Annotated in this window: 15 protein-coding genes and 1 riboswitch; of the genes, 11 read left to right on the top strand and 4 right to left on the bottom strand. The window is 69.3% G+C overall.

Features of this window, described 5'->3' with window-relative positions; all coding sequences use genetic code 11:
* Window positions 1-239: 239 nt before the first annotated feature.
* The 4 genes from ACI2L1_RS28635 to ACI2L1_RS28650 all read right to left on the bottom strand — a co-directional run bounded on the left by ACI2L1_RS28635 (window position 240) and on the right by ACI2L1_RS28650 (window position 2470).
* A complete protein-coding gene (locus ACI2L1_RS28635) occupies window positions 240-713 on the bottom strand; it encodes a C40 family peptidase (protein WP_404742263.1) in 474 nt (157 codons plus the stop codon).
* A gap of 3 nt (window positions 714-716) precedes the next feature.
* Window positions 717-896: riboswitch (cyclic di-AMP (ydaO/yuaA leader) on the bottom strand.
* Window positions 897-1228: 332 nt separating this feature from the next.
* Window positions 1229-1534: a hypothetical protein gene (locus ACI2L1_RS28640; protein ID WP_404742264.1), complete on the bottom strand. Its 306-nt coding sequence runs from the start codon at window positions 1532-1534 to the stop codon at window positions 1229-1231.
* Between the two features lie 7 nt (window positions 1535-1541).
* On the bottom strand, window positions 1542-2174 hold the full coding sequence (locus ACI2L1_RS28645; RefSeq protein ID WP_404742265.1) for an ATP-dependent Clp protease proteolytic subunit: 633 nt from the start codon (window positions 2172-2174) through the stop codon (window positions 1542-1544).
* An 89-nt stretch (window positions 2175-2263) separates the two neighbouring features.
* A complete protein-coding gene (locus ACI2L1_RS28650; protein ID WP_404742266.1) occupies window positions 2264-2470 on the bottom strand; it encodes a hypothetical protein in 207 nt (68 codons plus the stop codon).
* Between the two features lie 444 nt (window positions 2471-2914).
* Between ACI2L1_RS28650 and ACI2L1_RS28655 the strand changes: the two genes are divergently transcribed.
* From ACI2L1_RS28655 to ACI2L1_RS28705, 11 genes are all read left to right on the top strand, one after another.
* Window positions 2915-3169 carry a hypothetical protein gene (locus ACI2L1_RS28655; protein ID WP_404742267.1) on the top strand — a complete coding sequence of 85 codons (255 nt, stop codon included), beginning with the start codon at window positions 2915-2917 and terminating at the stop codon, window positions 3167-3169.
* 119 nt (window positions 3170-3288) lie between these two features.
* Window positions 3289-4998: a thiamine pyrophosphate-binding protein gene (locus ACI2L1_RS28660; RefSeq protein ID WP_404742268.1), complete on the top strand. Its 1710-nt coding sequence runs from the start codon at window positions 3289-3291 to the stop codon at window positions 4996-4998.
* A gap of 2 nt (window positions 4999-5000) precedes the next feature.
* On the top strand, window positions 5001-6215 hold the full coding sequence (locus ACI2L1_RS28665) for a CaiB/BaiF CoA transferase family protein (RefSeq protein ID WP_404742269.1): 1215 nt from the start codon (window positions 5001-5003) through the stop codon (window positions 6213-6215).
* On the top strand, window positions 6216-7094 hold the full coding sequence (locus ACI2L1_RS28670; protein WP_404742270.1) for a cyclase family protein: 879 nt from the start codon (window positions 6216-6218) through the stop codon (window positions 7092-7094).
* A gap of 34 nt (window positions 7095-7128) precedes the next feature.
* The gene (locus ACI2L1_RS28675) at window positions 7129-8322 is read left to right on the top strand and encodes a sugar ABC transporter substrate-binding protein (protein WP_404742271.1); all 1194 of its coding nucleotides are present in this window, start codon (window positions 7129-7131) and stop codon (window positions 8320-8322) included.
* A 6-nt stretch (window positions 8323-8328) separates the two neighbouring features.
* A complete protein-coding gene (locus ACI2L1_RS28680) occupies window positions 8329-9897 on the top strand; it encodes an ATP-binding cassette domain-containing protein (RefSeq protein WP_404742272.1) in 1569 nt (522 codons plus the stop codon).
* Window positions 9897-10913: an ABC transporter permease gene (locus ACI2L1_RS28685; protein ID WP_404742273.1), complete on the top strand. Its 1017-nt coding sequence runs from the start codon at window positions 9897-9899 to the stop codon at window positions 10911-10913. The genes ACI2L1_RS28680 and ACI2L1_RS28685 overlap by 1 nt, the downstream gene beginning before the upstream one ends.
* A 92-nt stretch (window positions 10914-11005) precedes the next feature.
* Window positions 11006-11764 (top strand): cyclase family protein, encoded by a 759-nt coding sequence (locus ACI2L1_RS28690; protein WP_404742274.1) that lies wholly within the window; start codon window positions 11006-11008, stop codon window positions 11762-11764.
* Window positions 11761-12810, top strand: a complete 1050-nt coding sequence (locus tag ACI2L1_RS28695) for a hypothetical protein (RefSeq protein ID WP_404742275.1) — start codon at window positions 11761-11763, stop codon at window positions 12808-12810. The genes ACI2L1_RS28690 and ACI2L1_RS28695 overlap by 4 nt, the downstream gene beginning before the upstream one ends.
* Before the next feature lie 32 nt (window positions 12811-12842).
* Window positions 12843-13556 carry a GntR family transcriptional regulator gene (locus ACI2L1_RS28700; RefSeq protein ID WP_404742276.1) on the top strand — a complete coding sequence of 238 codons (714 nt, stop codon included), beginning with the start codon at window positions 12843-12845 and terminating at the stop codon, window positions 13554-13556.
* A 6-nt stretch (window positions 13557-13562) separates the two neighbouring features.
* Window positions 13563-15014: an FGGY-family carbohydrate kinase gene (locus ACI2L1_RS28705; RefSeq protein ID WP_404742277.1), complete on the top strand. Its 1452-nt coding sequence runs from the start codon at window positions 13563-13565 to the stop codon at window positions 15012-15014.
* Window positions 15015-15110 lie beyond the last annotated feature (96 nt).

Consider the following 15110-nt stretch of genomic DNA (forward strand, 5'->3'; position numbering starts at 1 on the left):
GCCGCCTTCCTCGGCGCGGCCCGCCCGCCGCACCTGACGGGGGAGCAGCCACCACAGGCCCGGACACACCAGGAGGATCGCCGACCCCGTGGCAACTCCGCCGGCCCGGCCCGTCGTCACGTCCACCACGAGCCGCGTTCACCGGGTCGGTGCTGGTAACCACCTGGGCCCGTGTCACGCGTCCCGGGAGGCCCGAGGGGGCGGCGGGAAGTCAGGTCGCCGCCGTCCCCTCGGGGGCGTCACTTGACCCGGCCGTACCAGACGCTCCTCGTCCAGATCTTCTGCAGTCGCACCACGTCCCCGGTCTTCGGGGCGTGCCAGATCTTTCCCTTCCCGGCGTAGATACCGACGTGGTAGACGTACGAACCCGAGTGGAAGAACACCAGGTCACCGGCCTTGCGGCTGCCCGCGGAGATATGGCGGGTCTTGTTGTACTGCTGGGCCGCCGTGCGCGGGAGCTTCTTGCCCGCCTTCTTGAACGAGTACAGCGTGAGGCCTGAGCAGTCGAAGCGGTGCGGCCCCGTGGCGCCGTACCGGTACGGCGAGCCCTTCTTGGAGGCCGCGACCTTGAGTGCCTTCGTCGCCGGCGTCGCGGCCGCGGCGTCGGAGGCGACACCCGGGATCACGACGGAGCCGCCCACTGCGGCCAGGGTGAGTGCCGAGGCCGTACCGGCCCGGACCATCAGCGACGGGACACGATTGAGCGCAGACATGCGCAACCCTTCGTCAGCCGCCTGTGAAGGATGACCTGTCGGATTCGGGCTGGCGAAGTTGCCCGGCCGCTGACGCGGCTTCACCCCAAGGGCTGCTCGGCCCGGTCATGGCGTGACCGTCCCGGCGACCCGTCGTGCTTGGGTCCTCCACTCCTGCCGATCCACATCTGTCGACCGGTCATCCGGGCGGCGGCAGGACTCAGCGTCCGCCCGGACCGCCCCGCCGCTGCGGCGGGGGCTTGTCGTCAGACACGGATCTTGACGCAAAGAAGTCCAAAAAACCCAATGGAACCGGGGATTTGTGGTGTTACTCACCACTCACCCGTTCGGGTGGACACCTGACTGTTCGAAGGGCCGTCCGGGGTCCAAGGAGCCCCGGACCAGCACAGGAACCACTCATTCCGCTCCGGTCCCACTCGCGTTGCGCAACCCCAACGGTCGTGAAACAGGAGCCGCCTCTCCCCCAATAGGGGGTACGCCGTTTGGTCCGTTTCGACTCCGTTCCGGACGTCACGTCAACTGTCGGGGCTCCGCGGCACGGTGACCCTGGCCGTGCGCCGCTCGCCGTCCAGGACCCTCAGGGCCCGTGCCAGCGTGTCGCCGTGCACTTCGTGCTCGCCCCGACGATGCATCAGCACCAGCGCGTCCCGTAGCTCGGCCGCCCTGCTCACCAGCGCCTGCGCCGCGCGCAGTCCGCCGTAGGTGTCGCCGTATCGGGCGGGGTTGATCCGGCCCAGCAGGTCGACCACGTCGAGATAACGGTCGATCAGCTCGCCCTCGGCCCGCGTGAGCGCGGGCAGTGGTGGAAGGTCCGGGACCATCTACGGCTCACCTCGCGCCCGTGGTGCGGGACGACTTGCGGCTCGGGACGATCGCGTCCGCGAGGCCGTAGTCCAGCGCGCCCTGTGCGTCAAGGATCTTGTCCCGCTCGATGTCCTCGCCCACCTGCTCGGGGCTGCGCCCGGTGTGCCGGACGAGCAACTCCTCCAACCGGGACCGGACCCGGATCAGTTCGTCGGCCTGGATCGCCAGATCGCTGGCCTGTCCCTGGACCGGCTCGCTCAGCGCGGGCTGGTGGATCACCACCCGGGCGCCCGGCAGTACCGAGCGCTTGCCCGGGGCGCCCGCCGCCAGCAGCACCGCCGCGGAGGAGCCGGCCTGCCCGAGGCACGTCGTCTCCACATCGCAACTGACGTACTGCATCGTGTCGTAGATCGCCGACATCGCGCTGAACGAGCCGCCGGGGGAGTTGATGTACAGCGAGATGTCCCGGTCCGGGTCCTGGTACTCCAGGTACATGAACTGCGCCATCAGATCGTTCGCCGAGGTGTCGTCGATCTGCGTGCCCAGGAAGACGATCCGCTCCTCCAGCAGCTTCGAGTACGGATCCATCGTCTTCTGCCCGAAGCTCGTGCGCTCATGGAACTCGGGCAGGACGTAACGGGCGGTCGGTCGGGTCATGGCATACCCCTCACTCGCGGCGCGGCTGTCTGTAAAAAATGTACAGGACGTACGTGACGTTATGGTGGGGAGCAGGTTCTGGTGATGCACTAAAAGTCCCAGGTCAGAGGCCGTTTTAGCTGTTCGCTGAGGGCTGACATCTCACAAATTTCTCTACGAACCTTCGTTTGGATCACCGGGCGGCAGACGAAGATGCCTGCGATGTGACGTCCGGCCGGGTAGATGGTTGCTGCCTTCTCGTAGCGGGTGGCGATGCATCGCCCCTGCTCGATGACCGGGTCCACGAGGGTCTGCATGGCCGAAGTTGGACGCTCATGCGCTCGTGGCTATTGGCTATGTCGTGTGTGGCCTCAGGGCATAGATGACATGCGCTGCTCGGCCTTGTCGCAGCGCCGGGGCAGATCGTCTGGATGCGCCTCGCCCGGGGAAAGGTGGCCTGGGTGCAGGTTGGCCCTCCTCGTCGGCGTGGCCGCGGCACTGGGTACCGTCTTCGCGCTCAACTTCACGATCGGTCACCTGCGGGCCGCGCGCGAGCAGGTCAAGCGGCTGGCCGTGCACCAGAAACGGGAACGGGTGAACTGTCCGCGACCGGCACCGACGGCTCCGGCGCGTCGGCCACAACCGGCTCGCCAATCATCGGCCTGGCCGGAGCCCGGTTGCCCATCGACCGAGCGACCGGCCAACCGCTACCAGTGAAAGTCCGGGCGGGGGCGGTGTGGCAACTCAACGACAACGGGCGCATGGACGTCCTGGACACGTTGGCTCAACTGGCTGAACTGCGCGCCCGCGTCGACCACATCCTCGACCGGATCGCAGCAAACAGCCGCCTCGCTGCGGCTGCCCTCGGCACCCTCGACCCGACCGCCCTGTCGTCCGGCTGTACACGCGCCTGGCTCATCCTCACCACGCAGCCGCACCCCGGTGGCGAGCCGAATCTGCGTCCCGCTCGGCACCGGCAGGAGTGCCACCGCTGGTGTCCATCTTGGGCGATTTAATAGTCATCGGATATCTTGCCCTACTTCCTCTTGACAACCGCGCGCCGCATCACCTCAATGGAAATATCTAGACAACTAGATAGATTCCTGTCATATGGGGCGAAGCGAAGGTAATGGTCATGTCTGGGTCGATCACCGGTGGCGAGCTGGTCGTGAGGATGCTGGAGTCCTTGGGCATCCGGAAGGTCTTCGGAGTGCCCGGGGGTCAGACACTCGCCATCACGGACGCAATCCTGGCCTCGTCGGCGATTGATTTCATCACCGCACGCCATGAGAACGCCGCAGCTGTCATGGCGGACGCCTACGGCCGGCTGACCGGGACTCCCGGGGTCTGCCTGGCGACCACTGGCCCCGGTGCGACCAACCTGCTCACCGGGATCGGTGGCGCGGTCCGTGACTCAAGCCCGGTACTTGTCCTGACCTGCAACAACGCCGGTGAGAACATCCACCGGGACGACGCGCAGAACGCTGACCACGTCGAGCTCTTCCGCCCTCTGACCAAGTACAGCCGCCTGGTGGCACACGCCGGGGCACTGCGTCAGGCCGTGGAGGAGGCCTATCTGAATGCCATGTCCGGCAACCCCGGACCGGCCCACCTCGACTTCGCCCGGGACACGATCGAGGGGCCCGTGGCCGACGCTGACGCAGCCGTGCCCGAAGACGAGCACCCGATGTGCCGGTGGGTCGTCCAGCGCCCACGTGCCGACGTCCACGCGCTGACCGATGTCGCCACACGGCTCGCGCAGGCCGAGCGCCCGGTGCTGTGGCTCGGCAACGGCTGCAACCGTTCCGGTGCGGGCGAGGCCGCCCTCGCACTGGCCGAGTCACTGCGGATACCGGTACTCACGACGTTCAACGGCATCGGCAGCGTACCCACCACACACCCCCTCGTCTTCGGCGCGCTGAGCCGGATGGGCACACGGCTGTCCAGCCGTGTCATGGCCGACGCCGACCTGGTTCTCGCGGTGGGCAACAGCCTCAACGCCGTCTCGACCTCCCGGTGGCACATGGAGCTGCCGAATGTGATCCAGATCGACGTCGACCCCGCCATGCTGGGCCGCAACTACGGCCTCCGGACGACCGGGGTCGTCGCGGACGCCCGGGCCACGCTGGAGGAACTTGTCAGTCTGCTGGCCGACCGCGCCGGCGCGCTGTCCGCGACCCGGTCCCCCTGGATAGCCGAGCTGCAGCGGGCCGAGGAACTGTGGTGGCAGGAACCGGCCGCCGTCGAGGCGACCGCGGGAGGGGACGGCCTGTCGCCCGCGGAGGTCGTGCGGCGGCTGCGCACGGCCGCGCCCGACGAGACACTGCTCATCCCGGACGCCGGGAATCCCGGGGTGTGGTCGTACCTGTGGCAGATCCGGCAGCCGGGCAGCTACATCAAGCCGGTGGGCTTCGGGAACATGGGCTTCGCCGTTCCCGCCGCCGTCGCGGCCGTCGTGGCCGATCCCGGACGCCCCGTACTGGCCCTGGTCGGGGACGGTTCGCTCGGCATGAGTCTGGCCGAGTTGGAGACGCTGGTGCGGGTCGGCGGCCGGGTCGCGGTTGTCGTGCTCAACGACGCCGGTTACGGCAACATCCGCCAGGAACAGATCGTCCACTACGGCAACCGGACCATCGGCGTGGACTTCGGGCCGTCGGACTACGCCTGGGTCGCCCGCGGTCTGGGCCTGCCGGCCGAGCGGACCACCGGCCTGGAAGAGCTCGCCAAGCGGGTCGGGGAAACCCTGGAAGGTCGGTCTCCCGCCCTCTTCGACGTCCCCATCGACCAGAGCGTCAACGCCTGGACGTATCCCGCCTTCCGACCCTACGAGCCGGAGGAGGGCTGATCATGACCGACAGCACCACCCGCGACACCGTCGTCCCCGGGGCGCTGAACGGAATCAGGGTGCTGGACCTGTCGCGGTTCATCGCCGGGCCTCTGTGCTGCCAACTCCTCGGCGACATGGGCGCCGAGGTCATCAAGATCGAGCGGCCCAGCGGGGAGGACGCCCGAAAGCACGCGCCGTTCCACCGGCAGCACAGCATCTACACGATGGTCTACAACCGCAACAAGTTCGGGGCCACGCTGGACACCCGGCGACCCGAAGCGATGGCGCTGCTGGAGGACCTCGTACGGCGCAGCGACATCGTGGTGGAGAACTACCGTCCCGGGACCCTGGAGGCGATGGGCCTGCCCTACCGGCGGCAGGAGGAGCTGCGCCCCGGGGTCATCCTGGTGTCCATCTCCGGCTTCGGGCAGACCGGACCGCTCGCGCGCCGCGCCCTCTTCGATGCCATCGCGCAGGCCACGTCCGGGTTGATGAGCCTGACCGGTCCGCCGGACGGTGAGCCCACCCTGACGGGCACGTACATCGCCGACTACATCGCAGGATTCCACGGCGCGATGGGCGCGATGCTCGCCCTGCTGCACCGGGACCGCACCGGGCAGGGACAGCACGTCGACGTGGCGTCCCTGGACGCGCTGTTCGCCTCCCTGGGAACCCGGCCCAGCGCCTACGCCATGCTGGGTGAGCGCCCCCGGCGCAACGGATCCCGCGACCTGCTCACCGGACCTGCCAACGTCTTCCCGGCCGCCGACGGCTACGTCTACATCCACGCCGGGACCGACCCCCTCTTCCCGAGGCTGTGCCGGGCGATCGGACGTCAGGACCTGGCCGAGAACGAGCGGTTCTCCTCGGTTCCGGGCCGCATGGCGAACATCGAGGAACTCGAGGAAGCCGTCGCCGCCTGGACCAAGAGCCGCCCCTGCGACGAGATCGCGCAGGTCCTCGGGGAGGCCGGCATCCCGTTCGGGAAGGTCAGCGAGATCCCCGAAGTCGTCGAATCGGAGCAGATCAAGGCGCGGGAGATGATGCTCGACGTCGACCACCCCGCACTGGGCACTCTCCGTCTGCCCGGCATCCCGATCAAGATGAACGTCTCTCCCGGGTCGGTGCGCAAGGCACCGCCCCTGGTGGGCGAGGACAACGACCGCGTCTACGGGCAGCTGCTGGGACGGTCCGAAGAGGAGATCGCCCGCCTGAAGTCCCTGGGGGTGATCTGAGTGACCACGCCGACGCACCGCCCCACCGGCCTGCGCGTCAGCCCCTCCGCTCTGCCCCTCGCAGGGGAGGGCCGCGTGTTCGACCTCTCCTCCGGGTGGTGGCCGGGGATGCCGCTGGCGCCCGGTCACCCGCCCTTCCAGGTCCTCACCTTCAGAACACCCGCAGGGGAACGCGCCCAGGGTGCCCAGGGGGACCTGGAGTGGCTTGGGGACAACGCCTCCCGGTTCGGCTTCATCTCCGAGATCCTCTCGTTCTGCGCGCACTCGGGCACCCACATCGATGCCCTGGCGCACATCACGTCGGGGGAGAACGACGAATGGTACGGCGGCTACTCCGCGCGCGAGTACCTCGGCGACCACGGTCCCCTCACCTACGACGCATCGACGCTGCCACCGCTGTTGTGCAGGGCGGTCCTCGTGGACGCCCCCGGCGCGCTGGGGCAGGAAACCCTGCAGCCCCACCAGCACGTGGACGAGGATCTGATCTCCCTGGCGCTGACACGGCAGGACGTGCGGCTCAGGGAGGGCGACGTGGTGCTGCTGCGAACCGGAACCATGAAGCACTGGCCGGACACCCAGGCCATGACCGCGGTCGAGGGGGCCGGGCTCGACCTGGACGGTGCCCGGATGCTCGCCCAGCACCAGCCGGCCGCTGTCGGCAGTGACACCGCGGCCGTCGAGGTCGCCCCCTCCGGTGTCGAGGGCGAACCCCAGCCAGTGCACCGACTCCTGATCCGCGACCTCGGTGTCCCGCTCATGGAATGGGTCTATCTCGAGGAGCTCGCCGCCGCGGCGGTCCACGAGTTCCTGCTGCTGTGCCTGCCTCTCCCCATCACCGGCGCGACCGGCTCGCCCGTGCGGCCCGTCGCGATCGCCTGATCCACCATCCGTTCGTCGCAGGAGACGCACCATCATGAACACCACATACGGACGACGCATTCGCCACTCCGTCCTCGCTGTTCCGGTCGCAGCGGTCCTCGCCGCGGGCAGCGCCTGCGCAGGGATCGGCTCCTCCGCACAGAACACCTCCGGTGCCGGTGCCGACGCCCAGAACGCCGCCGCGATAGCCGGTCCGCGCTCCGATCAGTGGGACGACCTTCACCGTGCGGCGACCACCGAATCGCCCGCCCAATACCAGGGCCCGACCCAGCCGGTCACCGCGCCCAAGGACCTGAAGGTCGCCGTCATCACCTGCTTGAGCATCCTCAGCGGCTGCGTATCACCGGCCACGGGTGCCGAGCAGGCGGCGAAGAAGCTCGGCTGGCAGGTCAGGGTCTTCGACGGCGGCGGTACGCCCGACAAGCAGAACGCCCAGATGCTCAATGCTCTTTCGTGGGGCGCCAAAATCATCCTCAACATCGCCATCGACCCGAACGCGGTCCAGGACGGGCTGAGGGCGGCGAAGCGGGCCGGCGTGCCGGTGGGCGCCGGATCCAACGGTCTTGATTCCCCCAACCCTCGCATCACGCCAACGGGGAGCAATCTCGGTTACGCCTTCGACGTCGGCCCCGACTACGCCGCTCTCGGGAAGAAGGCCGCGCAGTGGGTGCAAGCCGACTCCGAGGGCAAGGCCAACATCGTCGTCTACTCCGACAAGGAGTTTCCGTCCGTGCTGGCCCTGCAGAAGGGGCTGCTGGACGAGCTGAAGAAGTGCAAGGACTGTACGGTGCAGCCGCTGCGCTACTTCACGGGCAACCAGGTGGCCCAGGTGCTGCCGCAGTCGGTCGTCAGCTACCTGCGGTCCAACCCTGACGTCGACTACGTGTTCATCCCCTACGACCCGGCGGCAGCAGCGGTCGTGCCGGCGATCGCCCAGGCCGGTCTGGGCGACCGGGTCCGCCTGATCAGTGTGCTCGGCAGCCAGGAGAACCTGAACTTCGTGCGCGAGTCGCGGGTCCAGGTCGCTGACGCCGCCTACGACAACCGGTACATGGGTTACGCGATGCTCGACCAGACGTCGCGGCTGCTCACCAAGAAGCCATTGGCCGAGCCACACGGCGAGAACCTGCCCTTCGTCGTGCTGGACAAGGACAACGTGCCCGAGTCCGGCTCCGACTGGCACGCCTCCTTCGACTACCCGAGCACGTTCGACGGACTGTGGAAGTGAGGCCCGATGACTGCCGCGCTGCATGGCGTCACCAAGCGGTTCGGGACGTTCGCGGCTCTGAGCGAAGTCTCCCTGACCGTTGAGGACGGTGAGATCCACGCGCTGCTGGGCGCCAACGGCAGCGGCAAGTCCACCCTGGTCCGCGTGATGTCGGGAGTGTACGTACCCGACGCCGGGCGGATCCTTGTCGACGATCGGGACGTCACCGGCGGATGGAGCCCGGCCGCCGCCGCAGTGGCCGGGGTGCGGGTCGTACACCAGGAAGCCCCGCTGGTGGACCGGCTGTCGATCGCCGAGAACGTGGCCTTGTTCGCCGGCTACCCGCGTGGCATGTTCGGCCGGATCGCATGGCGCCGACTCCGCTCGGACACCCAGCGGCTGCTCGACGATCTGTCGATCGAGCGGCGCGGCAGGGAACTGGCCGGACGCCTCACCGGTGCCGAGCGGGCCATGCTCACCGTGGAGCTCGCCGTGCGCACCGCCGGCGAGAACCTGCGGCTGCTGGTCCTCGACGAGGCCACCGCGGCCCTGCCCGAGGCCGAGGCCGAGCCCTTCCTCCACCACGTGCGGGGCATCGCCGACCGCGGCCTGCCGGTCCTGGCCGTCACCCACCGGCTGGCCGAACTCGCCTACGCGGACCGGGTCAGTGTCCTCGACGCCGGCCGAGTGATGATCGAGGGCCCCGCCGCCAAGGTGGAGCGCTCCGAGATCATACGGGTCATGCGGGGCACCGCCCCCGCAGCACGCTCGGCCCGCGAAACGCGCGCCGGGACGGGGGCCCACGCCGCCCAGGACGGGGCGGGGATCACCGCCCTGTGGAGGCGCGAGGCCGGCGGCCGTGACGGCGTCCCCCTGCCGCAGCCGAAGACCGGCCCGGTGATGCACGTGCGGGACCTGCACGGGCACGATGTCGACGGACTCGACCTCAGCATCGCTCCGGGCGAGATCGTAGGCGTCATCGGAGTGCGCGGCAGCGGCCTGGAGGAGCTGCCGCGACTGCTCACCGGTGCCGAACAGCGCCGCGGCGGCACCATCCAGGTTGCCGGACACCGGTTGCCCGACACCCTGCCGCCCAGGGTGGCGATCCGCCACGGCCTGGTGTTCCTGCCCGCGGACCGGCTCCGCGAAGGCGGCATCCATACTCTGCCGGTCAGCGACAACGTGATCCTCCCCGAGGCACGCAAATTCTGGCACCGGCGGGCGGAGATGCGCACGGCGATCCGGCACGTCGTCTCCTACCTCGACGTGCGGCCCACCGATCCGGCAACCGTCTACGGCCGACTGTCCGGTGGCAACCAGCAGAAGGTCATCCTGGGCCGGCTGCTGCGCATGCGGCCACGCGTCCTGATCCTGGCCGACCCCACCTACGGCGTCGACCCCGCCGCTCGCGAGGTGATGTTCGACGCCATCCGCGACGCAGGAGCGAGCGGTATCGCCGTCCTGATGACCTCTACCGAACCTGAGCAGATGGCGGGCCTGTGCGACCGGGTCCTGGTGCTGCACGACGGGCGCGTCGCCGAGGAGATCTCCGGACCCACCATGACCGCCGAGAACCTCATGACGAAGGCCATGTGATGACCGACAAGACCATCCGGCACATCGACGCCCCGGCATCAGACCGCAGCACGCGCGACCGCCTCACTCCCGGCCGACTGCTCTCCTGGGTGAGCGGCTACGAGACGCTCGTCCTCCTCGCCCTGCTCATGGTGGCCTTCACCCTTTCCTCCGACCGGTTCCTGACGGCCGACAATCTGCAGAACGTGGCCCTGGTGCAGGCCGTCACGGCGACCATGACCCTCGCCGTGCTGATGCCGCTGATCATCGGCGAGTTCGACCTGTCCGTCGGGTATCTCATCGGGTTCCTGGTGATGCTCGAAGCCGTCGTGGCCCAGCACACCAGCAATCCGGTGCTCATCATCGCCGCGGGTCCGGTCGTCGGCCTGCTCGTCGGCCTCGTCAACGGCGTACTGACGGTCTACTTCAAGATCAGCTCGTTCATCGCCACCCTCGGCGTCGGCATCCTGCTCAGCGGTGGGACCCAGGGCATCAGCAACGGCAAGGTCATCTTCGAGAACATCCCGTCCTCCGTGACGACCCTGGCGTCCGAGGACTTCCTGGGCCTGTCGCTGGCGGTGTGGCTGACTCTGCTGCTCGCCGTGATCCTCTTCTACGTACTGGAGCACACCCCGCACGGCCGCTTCTGGTACGCCATCGGCGGCTCCGAGCGCGTGGCCTACCTAGCCGGTGTCCGGACCAACCGGATGCGGATGACCGCCTTCGCCGCCGCGGGGCTGATCGTGGGAGTCGCCGCCAACTTCGCCCTCGCCCAAGCCGGTTCGGCCAACCCCGGCTACGGTCCGGAGCTGCTGCTGCCCGCCTATGCCGCGGCGTTCCTCGGGGTGGCAACCTACCGGCCCGGCTACTACAACGTCCTGGGCGCCCTGGTCGCGATCATCCTGCTGGCCATCGGTTTCAACGGACTGAGCCTGCTGGGAGTGCCGTTCTGGGTGCAACCCATCTTCAACGGAAGCGTACTGATCATCGCCGTCCTCGTCGCGCGGCAGGAGACCCGCCAGGTGCGGACCGGATGACCCGCACCCGACCGCCCGGGGACCGGACCACTCCCCCCGGCCCCCGGCACGAACACCACTCGACATCCTGCGATTTCGCCAAGGAGGACGGGATGCGGACACAGACGGCAGAGCACGATCCCACGACCCCCCAGGCACTGGGCGAGGCGCTCGCCGGTGCCCGCCTGGTGGACCTCAGCCGGACCCTGGAAGAGGGCATGCCCACCTACCCCACCCACGCCAAGTACTTCCAGAACCGGTGGCTGTCGATGGGCGACGTCGCCCGCATGAACCAGCTCGTGCTCGGCGAGCACACCGGCACCCATGTCGACAGCCCCTGCCACTTCCCGATCCAGGGCCCGCACGCCGACGTAAGCGTGGAGAAGCTTTCGCTGACCGCGCTCACCGGCCGCTGCGCGACCGTCACCCTGGACCCGCCGCCAGGGCCCGACGCGATGGTCGGCCCACAGCCCCTGCGTGACTGGGAGGAACGCCACGGGCCGCTGCGGGCCGGGGACATCGTGCTGCTGGACTTCCAGTGGGCCCGCACCCGCTGGGCCCTGCACGAGAGGGGCTTCGCCCACCTGGAGAACTGGCCGGGCATCGCGCGGGAGACGGCCGAGCTGCTGCGCGGGCGGTCCGTGCGGGCCGTGGGGACCGACTGCGTCAGCCTCGACAGCGGCGACGGCGGACGCGGCGAACTGCCGGCGCACTACGTGCTGCTGTCCGCCGGTGTGCTCATCATCGAGAACCTGGCCAACCTCGACCGGCTGCCCCCGCTGTCCTTCTTCCTGGCGTTCCCGCTCCGTATCGCGCACGGCACCGGCTCCCCGCTGCGCGCGGTGGCCGTCGTGGACGGAGCAGAGCGATGACCACGCACCGCACGGCGGTCCGCGGCCGCAACCTCACCGACCCGTCCCGCGCCATCCATGACAAGGACCTCGAGGCGGGTCTGAAACCGCCGGTGTTCGACGAGATCGTCATCCCCGAGGAGTTCGGCCCGATCGACCTGGTGGTGGACGACTTGAAGGTCAAGCGCTTCGCGTTCACGCAGGACGACCACGGCGACTGGTACCTGCGCACAGGCCCGGACGGCCCGCGCATCGGTCACGCCGGGCTGCTCGCCAACGACCTGCTCCAGTTGTTCACCCTGCACTACGCGGCCAGCCAGGTCGTGGGGCTGCACACGGAGGAGGAACTCTGGTTCGACCAGCCCGTCCTGGTGGGGCAGCGGGTGCGACTCGCCGGCCGCTACCTGGACAAGCACGAGCGCCGGGGGCAGGGCTACGTCGTCATGGAAGCCGACGCCCGGGACGAGGACGGACGTACGCTGGTCCGCCACCGCGGAGTGGAGATCATGCGGACCACCCCCGGAGAGGTGGCGGGCCGCGGCTCGGCAGGTCGCGCAAGTGGCCGCAGGGTCAGCGACACATACGACACCTCCCTGCCCCTCGCGGAGCGTCTGGGCGGCGGGGCGACGACCGGCATGGGGTTGCAGCCGCTGCACAAGGAGATCACGTTCGAGCAGATGGCCGTGTTCTCCCGGATCGGTGAGTTCGTCACCAACATCCACGACAACCTCGTCACTGCACGTGCCGCCGGCCTTGCCATACCGATCGTCCAGGGACAACAACTCGTCTGCTATCTGGCCGAGCTGCTCACCCGGGCGTTCGGCGCGGAGTGGTTCACGACCGGCTGGCTGCATGTGAAGTTCCTGCGACCCGTGAGCGCCTTCGACCGTATCGAGGCCGCCGGAGCGGTACGCGAGGTGGAGCGGGACGGTTCCCGGACCCGTATCGGCCTGGACGTGTGGGTGCGCCGCGGCGACGCAAGCCTGGCCGCGGTCGGCTGGGCGCGCGGCGAAGTCCCCACCGCCCGGCCGGTGCATGGGATCCTGCCGTCCGCAGGCAACACGTAACCGGTGCAACACGCGACAAAGGGAGGCACCGCATGGCACGACTGCCGATGTACGAGGTGATCTACCGTGACCTCGCAAGGCAGCTGTCCTGCGGCACCCTCAAGCCTGGCGACCGACTGCCGTCCGAGGGTGAGATGGCGCAACACTACGGCGTCAGCAGAATGACGGTGCGGCAGGCGGTGGGTCGCCTCACCGACGAACGCCTGCTGGTCCGCCGCCGTGGCGCGGGCACGTTCGTGGCCGAGCATCACGCCACCTACCGCAAGGTGCACACTCTCGGACCGTTCAGCGAGGACATCGGCCGCGGGGACGCCACCATCGACACCCTGGTCCACGTCCGGCAGGTCACCGACGCCCCGGCGGAGGTCAGCGACAGACTCGGCCTCAAACCCAGGCAGAAGGTCATACGGTTGCTGCGGGTGCGCGTCGTCGACGGCCAGCCGGCCGCCATTCAGGATTCCTGGATCCCCTACGGACTGGCGCCCGCCCTCGCCGATGAGGAGTTGCTCGGCGGGTCCCTGTACCGGACCCTGGCCGACCGCTGCGGAATCCGGCTGACCTGGGCCGAGCAGGAAGTGTCGGCAGCCGCGGCCAGCGACGAGTGGGCGGCACTCCTCCAGGTGCCGGCGGGCACCCCGCTCATCGCCATCACGCGGCTCACCCACAGTGAGGGGGTCGGGCCGGTGGAGTTCGCGCACAGCTGGAGTCGGCCCGAGTTCCCACTGCTCATCAGGCTCGAGAGGTGACCTGCGATGGGAATCGACGACGTCGTGTGTGCCGTCGACGTCGGCACATCGGCCGTCCGAGCCGCCCTGGTGACACACGACGGACAGCGGCTACTGGAGGCCCGCAGCGAGCGAGTCCCCGACGAGGGCACCGAAACCTTCGATGCCGAGCGCCTGTGGGACGGGCTCTGCCACGTCCTTCGCCGGATCACATCAGGTGCCGCCGCACCCTCGCACCTACGGTCTCTTGCCATAGCCGGACACGTCGGCCAGGTCCTGGTGGACGAACAGCACCGTCCGCTCGGCAGGGCCGGTGGGTGGGCCGACGCCCGCGGCGTCCGCGAGGTCGCGGCCGGGTGGCCCGACCCGGGCACCGCCCTCCGCCTGACCGGCCGCCCCGCCATGACGGGCGGAGCGGTCCCCTTGCTCCACTGGTTGAAGAACAAGGACCCCTCGCTGCACCAGCGAATGAGATGGGCTCTCGCCCCCAAGGACTTCCTGGTACTGCGCCTCACCGGCGAGGCCGCCACCGACATGACCAGCGCGGCGTACACGCTCGGCAGCGACGTGACCCGCCAGGTCTGGGACCCCCGACTGCTCGCCATCGGGGGCACGGGCCCTGAACACTTTCCCCCGCAACACGCAGCGACAGACATCGTCGGTGCCGTCACTCCGGCCGCCGCCGACACGACGGGCCTGCCTCCGGGACTGCCCGTGGCCGCCGGAGGTCCCGACGGCACGGTCGGCGCCGCCGCCGTGGCAGGCGCCACCCCCGGCCCGGTCGTGGATGTGGCAGGCACCACCGACGTTCTGACCCGGGTGATCACATCCCCCGACGAACGTCCCATGGCGGCGGTACTCAACCCCTACCTCACTCCTGGCCTCTGGACCTGCGGCGGGGCGACCGGAATGACCGGCGGAGCGCTGGCCTACTGGGTCCGCCTGCTCGGACTCGGCGACCCGGCCACCGCCCTGCGCCGGCTGGGCCCCGCGGTGCGCGCCATGCCTCCCGGTAGCGACGGGCTGTCCATGTCTCCGCTCCTGACGGGCAGCCGATTCCCCGGCTGGAATCAGAACGAGCGAGGCATGCTCTGGGGTCTCGGCGAACACCACTCCGCAGCCCACGTCCTGCGCGCCGCGCAGGAGGCCGCCGCCTATGTCGTACGCCAGGCCGTGGACACCCTGCTGGTCGACGATGCTCCCGACATTCCCGTTGTCCTGACCGGCGGGCCGTCACGCTCGCCTGAATTGGCACAGTTGCGGGCAGACGTGCTGGGCCGGCCCGTGCACGTCAGCTCGGAGGCAGACGCCAGCCTGCACGGTGCCGCGCTGCTCGCGCTGGTCGCCGCGGGACTGGAGCCCGACCTGCCAACGGCGCAGGCTCGCAGGGAACCCCGTCTGCGCCGGTTCATCCCGCAGACACCGATCGCGGCGCGCTACGACCAGCTCTACCGGCAGTGGCTCCAGGCCAAGGACTGATGTCCCAGGAGTGAGTCGTGTCCTGACCAGCAGCTCGCCGTGGATGCGCCGGTAGCCCCAGCCGGGATTCTCCCGCGCCGGACGCAGCACGAGAAC

The sequence above is a fragment of the Streptomyces sp. NPDC019531 genome (assembly GCF_044903305.1).
Classification (GTDB): domain Bacteria; phylum Actinomycetota; class Actinomycetes; order Streptomycetales; family Streptomycetaceae; genus Streptomyces.